The following is a 14,669-nucleotide window of genomic DNA, read 5'->3' on the forward strand; positions in this document are numbered from 1 at the left end:
AACTTTAGAAAAATTTGTATTTTAAGGAGTATGCTGATGAAACACCAACCACTTATTATAATGGGGCTGTCAACAATATTAATGTCTTCGGCATTTGCTAATGACGAAATGCCTGGAAAAGCCCTGCATGACGATGCCAACTGCTTAAAATGTCATGCCTCTAAACCTTATAATCCTGCTAAAACCAACACCTTTCCAAAGCTAGTTAAGGCGGTTTCGTTTTGTAACGACAACCTAAACAGCGGCTGGTTTGAGGACGAAATTCATCATGTTGCCGAGTATCTAAACGCAACCTACTACCATCACCCCAAATAATCCTTTCAAAACAAAAAAGGCAGATAATTTATCTGCCTTTTTTAATTCAGCCTGCCCACAAAACGCTAAACTTTTGCACCTAAAATTCTTAATCTTTCTCTAAATTGCTTTAAGACTGCTGGATCAACTTTATCCAAATCATCTTCCGCCGATTCATAGGATGCATCGAACAGTATTTTATCTAAGGCTTCAATTAAAAAATAATGCTGAGTTGAAATGGTTTTATTTTTCCAATCGCGAGATTTCTGACGCCACAATTGGTTCAACTGCTTATCCGACTTAAGCGTTGTGATGACATCGGCCATCAAATCATTCAATTTGGGAACCGCTTCGTACGGCCAATAAGGACGACCTATACCTGGCTCATAATAAGATTCGCGTTCCTTTTTGGCCAATACCAAGGCTGGAACCAACTCGCTTAGTCCTAAAGACTTGGCTTTTGCCATGGCAATATCAAATTGATCTAAGGTCATAATGGGTGCATTTGACTTCCAACGCGAAAAAGTAATGTATAAATTATTACGCTCTATAAAATCAAATTGCCCTGTTTGTAATTTACGCACATTGGCTTGAGGCACAATATATTGCATGCCCTTACCGAAAAGCTGAGTTCTATCTGTCCACATTTCCCAAACCACTTCATTGGTGGCTTGACCTAACTCATTTTCACGGATAGGTACACACGAAATTCCGTAATCATGGCCTTTGACATAATCTAAAACAGAAATTTGATAATCACCATTCTTCACTTGCTGGCGAACCAATCCGATGATGTAAGCATCGTCTTTGATATTATTTGCTGGATAAGCCACCATTACCGTTTCACCAGGTAAAAAGTCTTTAGCCCATGCGGTTGCATTTAGAGTTAAGAAAGTCAAACACACCCACAACACACTTTTGAAAAAATCTATTTTCAAATCAAACTCCCTTTTTCTTTTCAGCAACATTGTTTCTTAAATAAACCGGCACAGGCACTTTCTCTAATACCGAACAAGCTTGATCCATTCTTTGGCTAGCAATCATCGCAATTGCCGCCGCTTTGGGTAAATCTGCCTGCCAAAACGCTGTCATTTCAACCAGGTCTGGGTATTCTAATGCAATATCACCCACGCCATTTTTATCCTGTAAACGCTGCTCAGCGATTTCTAGAGAAACCAGTTCGGTTGGTTCACTAACCAAACGACCGTCAACAACAGACCCTTTCTGACAATAGACCTCTTTCATGCGCGCATCTAGACAGGCTTGCCATTCAGTTTTACCCGTTGCCTCATAAGCTTGCCAAATAAGCGCCTCTAAGGTAGAAACGCCAATCACTGGTTTTTGCCAACCATAAGCCAAGCCTTGAATAACCCCTGTGGCGACGCGAACCCCAGTAAATGCGCCCGGCCCTTCGCTAAAGGCTAAAGCATCTAATTGTCCTGGTAATAAACTCGCTTCGGCTAAAACCGCTTCCACCATGCCCAAAATTAAATTGGCATGTTTTTGAGGTGCCATTTCAAACCGCGAGAATAGCACGCCCTCTTTGTAAACACTGGCTGAGCAAGCTTGGGTTGCCGTTTCTATGGCTAAAATATTCATGCATCTTTCTCTTGTTTAGAATTCAGACTCTTGTCATTTTCTTTTAAAAAGCTTAAAACGGTTTGCACATCATACACCCAAGGAAAGCTAGGTAAACTTTTGGCGATCACTTTGCCATAAGGTTTTTGCGAAAGTCGTGGGTCGCATAACACCAAAATGCCGGTATCTTGCACATCTCGAATCAGACGACCTGCGCCTTGCTTCATGGCGATAATGGCTTCGGGCAATTGAAAATTAACAAAACCATGTAAACCCTTTTCTTTTAAATAGGCTTCTCTGGCCTGCACTATGGGGTCATCAGGCGGCGCAAAAGGAATACGGTCAATCATCACCACTTTTAAGGCCTCTCCCTTAACATCAACCCCTTCCCAGAAACTGCTGGTACCCAATAACAATGCTTTTTCGGATTCTCTAAAGCGTTGCAATAAAGCACTTTTAGGGGCATCGCCCTGCACCAACAAAGTTCCCTGCCAATGGGTTAATAAAATCTCGCGGGCTTCTTGTAAAGCCTTATGACTGGTAAACAGTAAAAATGCGCGACCTTCGGTTTGTGCCAACAAAGGCCAAATGGCTCTTAAACATATTTTGATATAGTCAGGGTCGCGGGGCTGAGGCAAACCAATTGGGTGGTAAATCAAGCCTTGCGAATCATAATCAAACGGACTGTCCCAACAAGCATTATCGGCATCTTCTAATCCCAAACGATTCGCAAAGTAACTAAACTGACCATTCACACTTAAGGTGGCGGATGTAAAAATCCAAGCGCCGCCCATTTCTTCACGATGCCGACTGAACGGCCCAGCCACACTCAAGGGCGTTAAGTTCAGTTTAAAACGAGCTTGCGAAGACTCTAACCACCGAATTTGAAACTCATTTTCAGCCTTTAACCAATGCGACAACTGTTTTTCAAACTCCTGCGCACGACGATGCACCGCTTGGATTTGCTTACCTCGTTCGGTCAAAGGCTTAAGATTATCCGCCACTTGCGTTAAATGATTCAGTAGCCGCTTGAGCATTTTTAGACTGGCTAAATCATTTTCAAACATTTCCCAAGTCCAGCGCTTTTCCCACTTACCCAAGGCATCACAAAAAGTCACCACCGTTTCTTCTAGGCCTTTGACTTTATCCATCACCTCTTGGGATTCGGGCGATTCCATTTTTAGCGCATTGATGGCATCTCTAGCCAAATCATCTAATTGGTGGCGACTCAGCGAAAAACCCAAAAACTGCGCCGCAATGTCCGGTAACTTATGTGCTTCATCAAAAATCACGATTTCGGCTTCAGGTAAAATTTCACCATAGCCGTTTTCTCGCAAGGCTAAATCGGCACAAAACAGATGGTGATTAACCACCAATATTTGTGCCTCGTTGGCTTGCTGTTTGATCTTGGGATAAAAACATTGGGTTTCAGGATGACAGTCCGCCGCTTGGCAAAACTCCATGCGTGAACACACTCTTGACCAAACAGGATCATTTTCATCCAACTCGGTCAACTCAGCCTTATCACCCACTTTGGTTTTTTCTGACCAATGTTGAATTTTGTTCAGTTTTGCCCAAACGGCTTTGGTATTGGCTTCTGCTGTTTGTGCTAACTCTAAGCGCTGCGGACACAGATAGTTTTCGCGCCCTTTTAAAAGTTGCACATGGCCCTTAATTTTGAGTGTTTTCAGTAACAGCGGTAAATCTTTTTCAACCAACTGTTCTTGAAGATTTTTAGTCGCCGTGGAAATAATGACCGTTTTGCCAGACAATAGAGCAGGTAATAAATAGGCATAAGTTTTACCTGTTCCCGTGCCCGCTTCTGCCAAAAAAGTACCGTCTGTCTCAATCACTTCAACCAATTTTTCGGCTAAAGCGATTTGCGCTTGGCGAGGTTCAAAACCTGGAATTTTTTGTGAGAGTTCACCGCCGTCAGCCAAATATAACTGAACTTGTTTGCTTAAAGTATCTGGATTCACAGAGGTCGTTAACTCGCATCAAAATGGAAAAAAGAAGAAGTAAAAGGCACTTTTGAGGGCCTATCCTAAAATAATGGAGGAATTTTAACAAACATCCTCTTAAAAACCAGATAAAAACTGGACAAACCGGCAAAAATAAGTAAAATACGGCGCTTCAAATTTGAACTTAAGCTAGATTGGTTTAGAAATATTTAGCACCCTCAGAGCACTCTGTGTAAGATACCTAGGAATTTTAAAATGAAAATTTTATCTTCATTAAAGTCTGCCAAAACTCGTCATAAAGATTGCCAAATCGTTAGACGTCGTGGCAAAGTTTATGTTATCAACAAAACTAACCCAAGATTCAAAGCGCGTCAGCGTTAATTGATTCTGCAAAGCCAAGACCCGTGTTTTAAGTGTCCACAAACCGCTTAAAATGCCAGTTTTAGACTGACGAGTTTAAAACTCAACGGCAGACAAATAAAAAACCCGCTCTAAGCGGGTTTTTTATTGTCCTTCAAAAGACGCTTTTAACGCCTAATCCACCAAAGCTTTTGCTAACAAGATGATCTCATCGTTTGCAACGCCTATTTCAACTTCACCACCGTCTTGCAACTCGCCGAACAAAATCAATTCAGACAGGGGCAGTTTAATTTTTTCTTGAATTAAACGATTCATCGGTCTGGCACCCATTAAAGGGTCATAGCCTTTTTTAGCCAACCATTGACGCGCATCGTCACGCAACACCACGGTGACCTTTTTATCTTGCAAGCTTTGCTCTAGCGCAAAAATAAACTTATTAACGACTGATGCCATAGAGGCTTCGGTTAAACGGTTAAATTGAATCACCGCATCTAAACGATTGCGAAACTCTGGCGTAAAGAGTTTTTTCAATTCTGCTTCAAAGTCCATCGTATGGTCTTGAACCGCAAATCCCATACTGGCGCGCGCCATTTGCTCGGCACCGACATTAGAGGTCATCATTAAAATGACATTTCTAAAATCCGCTTTGCGACCGTTGTTATCCGTTAGCGTGCCGTTATCCATAACTTGCAGCAAAATGTTAAAGACATCAGGGTGGGCTTTTTCGATTTCATCAAGCAACACCACCGAATGGGGATGTTTGGTGACTGCTTCAGTCAACTGTCCACCTTGATCGTATCCCACATATCCTGGTGGCGAACCAATCAAACGCGACACGGTATGGCGCTCCATATATTCCGACATATCAAAACGCAATAACTCTATGCCTAAATGTTTTGCCAACTGGGAGGTCAGTTCGGTTTTACCCACGCCAGTTGGCCCAGCCAACAGAAAAGAAGCCGTTGGACGATTGGCGTCATTCAAGCCTGAGCGCGCCAACTTAATGGCCGACACCACTTTTTTAACCGCATCATCTTGCCCAAAAACCACGCGCTTTAAGTCAGCTTCTAAATCAAACAACTTGTCTTTTTCTTTTTGGGTGATTTGTGAAATGGGAATACGCGCAAGATTGGCGACAATTTGCTGAATTTCTGGCACACCGAGCTGTTTACGGCGTTTAGATTTAGCCATCAAGCGCTGCTTTGCCCCCGCTTCATCAATCACATCAATCGCTTTGTCGGGCAAATGACGGTCGGTGATATAACGCGCTGATAAATCCACGGCTGCCTTTAAGGCTGGCAAGGTGTATTTAACATCGTGATGTTCTTCAAATTGGGTTTTAAGACCTTTGAGAATCTCATAGGTTTCTTGAATGGTGGGTTCTTTAACATCAATTTTTTGGAAGCGTCGCGCCAAAGCACGGTCTTTTTCAAAAATACCGCGATATTCTTCATAGGTGGTCGCACCCACACAACGCAACTTGCCAGAAGCCAAGGCTGGCTTCATCAGGTTAGAAGCATCCATTGCGCCACCCTGCACAGCACCTGCGCCGATGATGGTGTGGATTTCATCAATAAATAAAACCGCATGTGGCTGTTTTTCAAGCTGATTTAACAAGGCTTTAAAACGCTTTTCAAAATCACCTCGATAACGCGTACCCGCCAGCAAAGCGCCCATATCTAAGCTATAAACCACCGCGTCTTGTAACGATTCAGGAATCTCATTATTCACTATTTTATAAGCCAACCCTTCGGCAACCGCGGTTTTACCCACGCCTGGCTCGCCCACTAAGAGCGGATTATTTTTGCGACGACGCGATAAAATTTCTAGGGTGCGGTTCGACTCCCAACCACGACCGATTATCGGGTCTATCTGACCCTTTTTGACTTGCTGGTTCAAGTTGGTGGTGAAGTCAGCAATGGGGTCGGAGGCTTTTTCGCCATCCGAGGATGATTCTGATTTTGAACCTTCTGACGAAAGGAAATCCTGATCTTTTTGTTGTGCGGTAACACCATGCGAAATGTAACTTAATACATCCACTCGCAATAAACCGTTAGACTCTAGTAAATAAACGGCTTGTGAATCTTGCTCTGAGTACATAGAAGCCAAGACATGCACGCCTGTCACTTCAGTGTAGCCATTCGACTGCACCAAATAAATGGCTCGCTCTATTACTCGCTGAAAGGCAATCGTCGGCAATAATTCATGGTTGGTGTTAGCAATGGGTTCCGCTTCTAGAAAATTCTCCAACTCGGTTTCTAGGGCTTCAGGTTTAATGCCGCAGCCTTCAACCACTTCACGCACCGCTGGCAAACCCAACAGTTCTAACAAAAGGTGTTCTAGGGTAACAAACTCATGCTGATATTCATTGGCCACACTGAAGGCATTGCTCAGCGTAAGCTGTAATTCTTTACTTAACATTACACCACCTCCATTTGACATTGTAATGGGTGCTTATTTTGACGAGCATATTGATTGACTTGCTGGACTTTCATTTCTGCAACCTCGCGACTGTAAACACCACAAACCCCTTTACCTTGATGATGAACGGCTAACATCACCGCACTGGCCTTAGCCTCATCCATCCCAAAAAAGCGCATCAAAACATCCACCACAAACTCCATGGGGGTAAAGTCATCATTCAGTAAGACCACTTGATAGCGTTTGGGCGGTTTTACTTTTGCTTTAGCGACTTCTAAAATAACATGACCATCATCTTCATGCATCGACATACGACTATTCATAAAAAACCTTTGGGATTTGAAGACACCTAAGCGGCTATCAACTTGGTATAAAGATGCCCTGCTTGATAGTGACTATCAGCGGGCAACCCCATATTTTGAATTTTAATGTATTCTTCTGAAGAATAATTATAAGGGATTTGCAACATCATTGGGCCAGACGGCGTATCTATCTCAAGAGAATTGCCGGCAACCAACAGGGTTTTAGGAATGGTGACAGAACCATATAAGTCAGAGCCTTTTAATTCCCAGCGCAAAGACTCTAATTTAATCGAAAACTTCACCAAAAAATCCCCTGGTTCGCCGCCAAATAAACCGGTATACCCCTTGCCTCTCAGACGAAAAGTTTTATCGCTGAAAGCCTCACGGGTAAATTTCATTTTGACTTTCAGCCCAGGAATATAAAAGTAACCAATCTTTAAGAGTCTAATGGCATAACGCAAAGTTAAAGGGTAAGTAATCACCCTATCTTTACCACGAATGGGCTGCTGACGACGGTAACTGCCATAGCCACTGGATTGTTGACGACTGGAGTCTTGAGTGTGAGAAGTGTGCGATTGTTTAGATGTATTATCCGCAAAACCACTTTGGCTGTTATCCGAAGACTGGGTGCGCGTTTGTTGTGAATAATGGCGGCGATTGCTTCTGGCAAAGTCGGCACAATAACGCTCACGATGCTTGGTTAAAATCTCATAGGCCTCAGCAATTTCTTGAAACTTTTGCGTGGCATTGTGAATTTTAGAAACATCAGGATGATAGCGTCTTGCCATCTTACGATAAGCCAATTTGACGGTTTTTTCGCAAGCGTTGTAATGCACGCCCAGTACCGAAAAATAATCTATAGTCGCATCGTAATTTTGATTAAACATGAAAAGGGACAAAAACTCACTTAGTGGGAATGCTTATGTTTTATGAGACCACAAACAAATTTCAAAACATTTTACCTGTTTTCAAATGATTTTTTTACCCAATATTGGCTGGTATGGGTTGGTAATCGTTGGATTTAACCTGTTTTTTTGCTTTTAACGGCCAGATGGGCATAATACCCTAAACTAAAAACGGAGAAACTTATGAGTATAGAGCAAGCCTTATTAGAAAGAAGTGGCCATAAATGTGAATTATGCGGTGCAACGGATGATTTAAGTGTTTTTGAAGTCAGCCCATCCGATGGTTCTGAAGAGCAGTCTATTTGTATTTGCAGCACCTGCAAATCACAAATCGAAGCCCCAGAAACCGTTGATGCCAATCACTGGCGTTGTTTAAATGACAGCATGTGGAGCACGGTACCTGCCGTTCAGGTGATGGCATATCGTATGTTGAATAACCTGCGCGCCGAAGGATGGCCGCAAGATTTATTGGACATGATGTATCTCAATGATGAAACCAAAGCTTGGGCAGATGCTGGATTGGCCGGTGCGGTTGAAGATGACCGTGAACCCACCCTAGATAGCAATGGCGCTCGCTTAGTTGAAGGTGACAATGTCACCTTAATTAAAGACTTGGATGTTAAAGGGGCCAACTTCACAGCTAAACGCGGTACCGCGGTGCGTGGTATTCGTTTAACTGACAACCCTCTGCATGTAGAAGGTAAAGTCAATGGCACGGTCATCGTTTTGGTTGCCGCCTACTTGAAAAAAGCCTAACCACAAAACCTCACAAAAAGCCCTTAAAACGCTCCCAAAATTGACCAGCACCCAAAGGGCATAAAGCCTGGGTGTTTTAAGGGCTTTTTTGCTTGTTAAATCTCAATCAAAACCTTAGTTAAGATCCATGATTTTCCAGCATGGCCATTTTGATTCCGGTGAAGAGTAAAGTTAACCCCGCTGCACGATTGATCAAACGAATCAGCCAGGCTTTGAGCTTTTGGCGCGCCATATGAAATCCTAAATAGCCATACAAGCTATACACCAAACAATCTGCCAAAAACAAGGTTAACGCCATCACAGCCAATTGCATCAATAAGGGTTCGTTTGGGTTAATGAATTGCGGCAAAAGCGCTGAAAAATACATCAAGGCTTTCGGATTCGCCAACTGAATCACCAGCCCTTGTCTAAATAGTTTACCCGTTCGAGCATCGATTTTTTTGTTTTCAAACTGTATGGCAGACGCTTTACTCAATAAAACGCTCAATCCCAAATAAATCAAAAAGGCAACGCCCAACCATTTAATCACTGAAAACAGCGTACTTGAAGCCACGATGAGCGCTGAAATACCGGTGGCCGACAACCCAAAAAATATTAAATCGGCAGAGGCAATCCCCAAAACCCCAATAAAGGCTTTAGACGACTGCAAGCTGGCACCCTGCGCCGCTGCCGTTAAGGCAGAAGGCCCTGGCACAAGCACTAACAAAAAAGTGGTGATGAAAAAAATCGAGAAATGCTCAATATCCAATCTTTAAACTCCGCTTAGAAAGTTATTGTTAAAACAGATTACCCAACTGCACACCTAAACTCAGGGTGTTATTTTTGTAGTTATAATCAATCAGGCTTTCGCCATAGCCATAAAACCATTGCACATAACCATTCAAATTACGATGAATGGGATAGGTGTAACTCAACTCAAACGAGCCTTTATTATCATTCGCGTCAAAATTATTGCGCACTATCACCCTAAAATTTTGCTCATCGTATTTGGTAAGATAATAAAACTCGCCATAACCCATGTATTTCAAAATATCGGGATTGTCATCTGTTGGATCGGTTTCTGGCAGTCTAATCCAGGGCATAAACCCAAACGCAGAATTCTCCTGTTCAAATATAAACCTAAGATAAGCGCGATTCCAAGACCGAGATAATGCACCAGTTTGCCCATTAGACTGATGCACCACGCCCAAATCTACTAAACGATTTTGCCAGCCGAGTAGACGCCAATCATTGTCAAAACTGATCCAAGCCTCAGGCGCATGATTGGTTTCTCGAAACGGTGCAGAAATCGTGTGATTATAGGCCTGCCAAAATGAACGATTGGTGTAGCCAACAAACCAATGGTCACCCCAGCCTAAAAAGTTTTCTGAAATCGGTACTTTTAAACTGATTTGAAACTTCACCTCAACTGGGTCAAAAAACTCTTCACCCTCATAAACCTCTTTAAACGGTTTTTGATTGGTGCCTGAAAAGTTATAAGACCCAAACAACACATAATTGGGCAGGTAAGACTGAATTGAAAATTGATTATTGCGATTCAAACGCTCCTGCTGCAAGCGCTTTTCAAAAGCGGAAATCTCGATGTTTTTCGCTTCTTTTAAGACGCATTGTTTGCGAATCTCTTCGAGCGTAGTTGCGCTGTCCAACAAGGCTTTTTGGACACAATCAGTGTCGTATTGCGGTGCACCTTCTGCCAAAGCCAGTTGACTGCACAGCACTAACCCTGTGAAGAGTCCAACCTTAAATGCATTTAATATCATTCAAGTAGTCGAATTTGTGATGGTTCTATGGCAATTTTTTTCAGTTTTAATAAGCGCCCAATTGAGCGTTTATAATTGGCTTTACTGTCACGATAAACAGCAAAAATGGCCTCAGGCGTACTTTTATCGGTGAGGTTAGAAACCCCATTATTTTCCGCCAAATGCGCCAAAATTTTGCTCGACAAATCATCTACTGCCGCATGGCCTTGCTTATTGATGGATAAATTCAACTTGCCATCCGGACGCACTTCTTTGATATAACCCTTGAGTTTTTGTCCCATTCTTAAAGGCTGCAAAATTTCTGAGTTATGAATCAACCCCAAGTACGTGCCATTCACCACGGCGCTGTAACCTAAATCACTGCGACTGGCGACCAGCAAAGCCACTTCTTGCCCACGCTTAAAATTGCGACCCTCTTCACTTAAGTGCAAACTCAATTTGCTGGATGCGGCCATGCGTCCGGTATTGTCTTCATAAATATAAACACAATAAGAACGCCCTTCTTCCATGGGCACACGCTGTTCTGTGTAAGGTGCGAGCAAATCCTTAGGCATACCCCAATCCAAAAACGCACCGGTTTTATTGACTTGCGTCACCTTTAAAAAGGCCACTTCACCAATCGAAGCTAAGGGCTGATCTGTCGTTGCCACCAAACGATCTTGCGAGTCTAGATAAATAAACACTTCAAGGGATTGCCCAATTTCAGCATTGTCCGGCATATACCGTTTGGGCAATAAAATTTCGCCTAAATTGCCGCCATCTAAATAAACGCCAAACTCTACTGCTTTTACAATCTTGAGTTTATTGATTCTGCCGACTTGTGCCATGGGTTATTCCTTAATGTGAAAACTTAAAATTGAAATGGTTTGGAGGAGGTTTAATAACAACAGCAAGAAACTTAACGAAGGGGTTTAAGTTCAAAGTATTGTGCGCCATCTGCGGAAAATATAATCATTAATAAACCAATGATAATCAGCAACAATACAAAAGGAATCGCTCCCCAACTGGTCCAGTTGCCGCCAGATGATCGTTTGCCGTCAATAATAATCAACAATAAACTAAAAAGCCCCACCATCGTTAAAATGATGCCGCCAATATAAGCCCCTGCATAAAAGCCATAGCCAACTCCACCCAACACAGAAAAGCCAAGCAAGTTGCCAAAAATCGATGATTTTTTGGGATGAGCATGGACTTTTTCGCGCGTCTTTAAATAGTTGTTATACCATTGATCTGAGATACCTAAATCATCGTCAGACTCGGTCTTTAACGGATTTGAATCTTTCATTTTTATTCCTTAAAGACCCAAAAGCCTCTAATTTTGACCAGGCCTGGTCATTTTTAGAGGCTTTTATCATCATTTTAGACCTGAGTTATGTGGTAATAACGCGATTAAATCGAATCAATAATCGCGTTTAAGGTTGCACTGGGGCGCATTACCTTGGCGGTCAATTCAGGATTCGGTTGGTAATAACCGCCAATATCCACTGACTTGCCTTGCTCGTTAATCATCTCGGCAACAATTTTAGCTTCGGTGTCGGCCATCGCTTTGGCAACAGGCGTAAAACGCGCTTTCAAATCAGCATCCTTATCTTGATCTGCCAAAGCTTGTGCCCAATACATCGCCAAATAGAAATGACTGCCACGGTTATCAATGCCGCCGACTTTACGCGAAGGCGACTTGTCGTTTTCTAGGAATAATCCTGTCGCAGCATCCAAGGTGTCTGCCAAAACTTGTGCTTTGGCATTGCCAAAGGTATTGGCCAAATGTTCCAAAGACACTGCCAAGGCTAAAAACTCACCCAAGGAATCCCAACGCAAATAGTTTTCAGATAATAACTGTTGCACATGCTTAGGCGCAGAACCGCCCGCGCCCGTTTCAAACAAGCCGCCGCCATTCATTAAAGGCACAATCGACAACATTTTAGCCGAAGTACCCAACTCTAGGATTGGGAATAAATCGGTCAAATAGTCACGCAATACATTACCTGTCACCGAAATAACATCTTGACCATGCTTGATGTGGCGCAAGGTAAAACGCGTGGCTTCTTCTGGCGACATAATGTGAATTTCTAAACCCGTTAGGTCATGGTCTAATAGATATTGATTCACCTTAACAATCAACTCGTGGTCATGCGCACGCTTGGTGTCTAACCAAAAAACCGCAGGCGTTTTAGAGGCTCTGGCGCGATTCACTGCCAATTTTACCCAGTCTTGAATCGGTGCATCTTTGACCTGACACATACGAAAAATATCGCCTTCTTCAACCGTTTGCTCCAATAAAACTTCGCCCTTAGCATTTAACGCACGCACTTTTCCTGCGCCAGTCATTTGGAAAGTTTTATTGTGTGAACCATATTCTTCAGCCGCTTGCGCCATTAAGCCCACATTGGGCACGCTACCCATGGTGGTTGGGTCAAAAGCACCGTTATGCTTACAGAAGTTAATGGTTTCCTGATAAACACCGGCATAACAACGATCAGGAATCACCGCCAGCGTATCTTGTAGTTTGCCTTCAGCATTCCACATTTTGCCAGAGCTGCGAATCATTGCCGGCATAGAGGCATCTACAATCACATCACTTGGCACATGTAAATTGGTAATCCCTTTGTCGGAATCCACCATAGCAATTTGCGCTTGTGCCGCAATCGTGGCATGAATATCGGCTTCTATTTCGGAACGATGCCCTTCTGGCAAACTTTGAATCTTACTTAAAATATCACCCAATCCATTGTTTACATTGACTTTAAGCGCTGCCAACACTTCTGCATGTTTGGCAAATACATCTTTAAAATAAACACTGACCGCTTGACCAAATAAAATTGGGTCAGACACTTTCATCATGGTGGCTTTTAAATGTAGAGAGAACAAAATGCCTTTCTCTGCTGCTTCACTGATGGCTTTGGCATAAAAGGCTTGTAGCGCTTTTTGCGACATGACCGCCGCATCAATCACTTCACCCGCTTGTAAGGGCGCAAAATCTTTTAAAACTTTTTTAGTGCCATCTGCGGCTTCAAACTCAATCTTAAACTCTGTGGCTTCTGGCACGGTTAAAGATTTCTCTGAACCATAAAAATCGCCCTCACTCATATGAGCCACAGAAGTTAAAGAATCCGCGCTCCAAGCGCCCATGGAATGTGGATTTTTCTTGGCATAATTTTTTACAGACAAGGGCGCACGACGATCGGAATTACCTTCACGCAACACAGGGTTTACGGCACTGCCCAATACTTTTGCATAGGTGGCTTTAATGGCTTCTTCTTCAGCATTGGTTGGGTTGGCTGGATAATCTGGCACAGCAATGCCATGCGCTTGTAACTCGGCAATGGCGGCCACTAACTGTGGAACTGAAGCACTAATATTGGGCAATTTAATAATATTGGCATCCGGCTGCGTGGCTAAAATGCCGAGTTCTTTAAGGGTATCTGGCAATTGTTGTTCTGCAGGCAAACGATCTGAAAAATTGGCAATAATGCGCGCGGCCACAGAAATATCACGCGTTTCTACCACCACATCAGCAGCTTTGGTAAAGGCATTGACTATCGGTAACAAGGAATAAGTGGCTAAAGCAGGTGCTTCGTCAGTTAAGGTATAGATAATTTTGGATTTTGCTGTCATAAGAGTTCCTTAGAAAGAATGCCTCATCGTTGAGCGCTGGCAAGGGTCAAAGAGACCTTTGCGCGTGCAAAGGCTTCTTAAAATGTTAGAATTGGCATTATTCTAACCCAGCCACCTTGAAAATATAAGTCAACTCTTAACAGATGTCTCAAATACTCCTATTTAATAAACCTTTTAATGTGTTATGCCAATTTACGGATGAACCCGAGTTTAAAGGGCAAAGAGAAACCCTGGCCGATTATATTCAGTTGCCCAATTTTTATGCCGCAGGCCGTCTTGACCGAGATTCTGAAGGTTTACTCTTGCTAACGGACGATGGCAAATTGCAGCATAAAATTGCCGACCCGCAGCACAAGCAACCCAAAACCTATCTGGTGCAAGTCGAAGGTGAACTCAATGCTCAAGCCGTTGGGCAATTGCAAAAAGGCGTCACCCTTAAAGATGGCCTAACGCGCCCTGCCAAAGCCCGCAAGGTTAACGAACCCAAATGGATTTGGGAGAGAAACCCGCCAATTCGCCAACGCCAATCTATTCCAACCAGCTGGCTCGAATTGACCATTACTGAAGGCAAAAACCGCCAAGTAAGGCGTATGACCGCGGCGGTTGGCTTTCCCACTTTACGCCTCATTCGCATTCAAATCGGTGAATTCAAATTGGGTAATTTGCAACCTGGCGAGTCAGTATTGCAAACGATTTAAGTCAATATTCATGGTAAAA

Annotated in this window: 15 protein-coding genes; 4 read left to right on the forward strand and 11 right to left on the reverse strand. The window is 43.1% G+C overall.

Features of this window, described 5'->3' with window-relative positions:
• Window positions 1–36: 36 nt before the first annotated feature.
• Complete coding sequence (locus THMIRH_RS07795) at window positions 37–315, forward strand: hypothetical protein (protein ID WP_173291555.1); 279 nt, start codon at window positions 37–39, stop codon at window positions 313–315.
• A gap of 65 nt (window positions 316–380) precedes the next feature.
• On the opposite strand, the gene THMIRH_RS07800 is transcribed toward THMIRH_RS07795, so the two are convergent.
• From THMIRH_RS07800 to yoaA, 3 genes are read right to left on the reverse strand one after another with little or no spacing between them, the layout of a single operon-like run.
• The gene (locus tag THMIRH_RS07800) at window positions 381–1,232 is read right to left on the reverse strand and encodes a hypothetical protein (protein ID WP_173291556.1); all 852 of its coding nucleotides are present in this window, start codon (window positions 1,230–1,232) and stop codon (window positions 381–383) included.
• A gap of 1 nt (window position 1,233) precedes the next feature.
• Entirely contained in the window at window positions 1,234–1,893 is a 660-nt protein-coding gene (gene tsaB, locus THMIRH_RS07805; RefSeq protein WP_173291557.1) for a tRNA (adenosine(37)-N6)-threonylcarbamoyltransferase complex dimerization subunit type 1 TsaB, read from the reverse strand.
• A complete protein-coding gene (yoaA, locus tag THMIRH_RS07810) occupies window positions 1,890–3,851 on the reverse strand; it encodes a DNA repair helicase YoaA (RefSeq protein WP_243831412.1) in 1,962 nt (653 codons plus the stop codon). Before yoaA ends, tsaB begins: the two co-directional genes overlap by 4 nt.
• Window positions 3,852–4,088: 237 nt before the next feature.
• Between yoaA and ykgO the strand changes: the two genes are divergently transcribed.
• A complete protein-coding gene (gene ykgO, locus THMIRH_RS07815) occupies window positions 4,089–4,214 on the forward strand; it encodes a type B 50S ribosomal protein L36 (protein WP_012823010.1) in 126 nt (41 codons plus the stop codon).
• A 153-nt stretch (window positions 4,215–4,367) separates the two neighbouring features.
• Here the strand turns inward: ykgO and clpA are convergent, their stop codons facing one another.
• The 3 genes from clpA to THMIRH_RS07830 are packed head-to-tail and all read right to left on the reverse strand — an operon-like array spanning window position 4,368 to window position 7,803.
• Complete coding sequence (gene clpA, locus THMIRH_RS07820) at window positions 4,368–6,614, reverse strand: ATP-dependent Clp protease ATP-binding subunit ClpA (RefSeq protein ID WP_173291558.1); 2,247 nt, start codon at window positions 6,612–6,614, stop codon at window positions 4,368–4,370.
• Window positions 6,614–6,937 (reverse strand): ATP-dependent Clp protease adapter ClpS, encoded by a 324-nt coding sequence (gene clpS / locus THMIRH_RS07825; RefSeq protein WP_243831413.1) that lies wholly within the window; start codon window positions 6,935–6,937, stop codon window positions 6,614–6,616. Before clpS ends, clpA begins: the two co-directional genes overlap by 1 nt.
• A 26-nt stretch (window positions 6,938–6,963) precedes the next feature.
• Complete coding sequence (locus THMIRH_RS07830) at window positions 6,964–7,803, reverse strand: DnaJ domain-containing protein (RefSeq protein ID WP_173291559.1); 840 nt, start codon at window positions 7,801–7,803, stop codon at window positions 6,964–6,966.
• Window positions 7,804–8,004: 201 nt separating this feature from the next.
• On the opposite strand from THMIRH_RS07830, the gene THMIRH_RS07835 reads away from it, so the two are divergent.
• Complete coding sequence (locus THMIRH_RS07835; RefSeq protein WP_173291560.1) at window positions 8,005–8,577, forward strand: PhnA domain-containing protein; 573 nt, start codon at window positions 8,005–8,007, stop codon at window positions 8,575–8,577.
• Between the two features lie 118 nt (window positions 8,578–8,695).
• Here THMIRH_RS07835 and THMIRH_RS07840 read toward each other — a convergent pair whose 3' ends face one another.
• The 5 genes from THMIRH_RS07840 to THMIRH_RS07860 form a co-directional block, all read right to left on the reverse strand.
• Window positions 8,696–9,325, reverse strand: coding sequence for a LysE family translocator (locus THMIRH_RS07840; RefSeq protein WP_173291561.1), 630 nt, complete (start codon window positions 9,323–9,325; stop codon window positions 8,696–8,698).
• A gap of 28 nt (window positions 9,326–9,353) precedes the next feature.
• Window positions 9,354–10,337: a phospholipase A gene (locus THMIRH_RS07845; RefSeq protein WP_173291562.1), complete on the reverse strand. Its 984-nt coding sequence runs from the start codon at window positions 10,335–10,337 to the stop codon at window positions 9,354–9,356.
• The gene (locus THMIRH_RS07850) at window positions 10,334–11,164 is read right to left on the reverse strand and encodes a CvfB family protein (protein ID WP_173291563.1); all 831 of its coding nucleotides are present in this window, start codon (window positions 11,162–11,164) and stop codon (window positions 10,334–10,336) included. Before THMIRH_RS07850 ends, THMIRH_RS07845 begins: the two co-directional genes overlap by 4 nt.
• A gap of 71 nt (window positions 11,165–11,235) precedes the next feature.
• Window positions 11,236–11,622 (reverse strand): hypothetical protein, encoded by a 387-nt coding sequence (locus THMIRH_RS07855; protein ID WP_173291564.1) that lies wholly within the window; start codon window positions 11,620–11,622, stop codon window positions 11,236–11,238.
• A gap of 104 nt (window positions 11,623–11,726) precedes the next feature.
• Window positions 11,727–13,952 carry an NADP-dependent isocitrate dehydrogenase gene (locus THMIRH_RS07860; protein WP_173291565.1) on the reverse strand — a complete coding sequence of 742 codons (2,226 nt, stop codon included), beginning with the start codon at window positions 13,950–13,952 and terminating at the stop codon, window positions 11,727–11,729.
• Between the two features lie 143 nt (window positions 13,953–14,095).
• Between THMIRH_RS07860 and THMIRH_RS07865 the strand changes: the two genes are divergently transcribed.
• Complete coding sequence (locus THMIRH_RS07865) at window positions 14,096–14,650, forward strand: rRNA large subunit pseudouridine synthase E (RefSeq protein WP_173291566.1); 555 nt, start codon at window positions 14,096–14,098, stop codon at window positions 14,648–14,650.
• Window positions 14,651–14,669 lie beyond the last annotated feature (19 nt).

The organism is Thiosulfativibrio zosterae (assembly GCF_011398155.1).
In the GTDB taxonomy this organism is placed as follows: Bacteria; Pseudomonadota; Gammaproteobacteria; order Thiomicrospirales; family Thiomicrospiraceae; genus Thiosulfativibrio; species Thiosulfativibrio zosterae.

What these genes read in the sequence shown, in the direction of transcription:
- ykgO (WP_012823010.1), top strand. Translation starts at nt 4,089, where the DNA reads ATGAAAATTTTATCTTCATTAAAGTCTGCCAAAACTCGTCATAAAGAT.
- THMIRH_RS07865 (WP_173291566.1), top strand. Translation starts at nt 14,096, where the DNA reads ATGTCTCAAATACTCCTATTTAATAAACCTTTTAATGTGTTATGCCAA.
- THMIRH_RS07855 (WP_173291564.1), bottom strand. Translation starts at nt 11,622, where the DNA reads ATGAAAGATTCAAATCCGTTAAAGACCGAGTCTGACGATGATTTAGGT.
- tsaB (WP_173291557.1), bottom strand. Translation starts at nt 1,893, where the DNA reads ATGAATATTTTAGCCATAGAAACGGCAACCCAAGCTTGCTCAGCCAGT.
- THMIRH_RS07835 (WP_173291560.1), top strand. Translation starts at nt 8,005, where the DNA reads ATGAGTATAGAGCAAGCCTTATTAGAAAGAAGTGGCCATAAATGTGAA.
- THMIRH_RS07830 (WP_173291559.1), bottom strand. Translation starts at nt 7,803, where the DNA reads ATGTTTAATCAAAATTACGATGCGACTATAGATTATTTTTCGGTACTG.
- clpS (WP_243831413.1), bottom strand. Translation starts at nt 6,937, where the DNA reads ATGAATAGTCGTATGTCGATGCATGAAGATGATGGTCATGTTATTTTA.
- THMIRH_RS07850 (WP_173291563.1), bottom strand. Translation starts at nt 11,164, where the DNA reads ATGGCACAAGTCGGCAGAATCAATAAACTCAAGATTGTAAAAGCAGTA.
- THMIRH_RS07795 (WP_173291555.1), top strand. Translation starts at nt 37, where the DNA reads ATGAAACACCAACCACTTATTATAATGGGGCTGTCAACAATATTAATG.
- clpA (WP_173291558.1), bottom strand. Translation starts at nt 6,614, where the DNA reads ATGTTAAGTAAAGAATTACAGCTTACGCTGAGCAATGCCTTCAGTGTG.
- THMIRH_RS07860 (WP_173291565.1), bottom strand. Translation starts at nt 13,952, where the DNA reads ATGACAGCAAAATCCAAAATTATCTATACCTTAACTGACGAAGCACCT.
- THMIRH_RS07845 (WP_173291562.1), bottom strand. Translation starts at nt 10,337, where the DNA reads ATGATATTAAATGCATTTAAGGTTGGACTCTTCACAGGGTTAGTGCTG.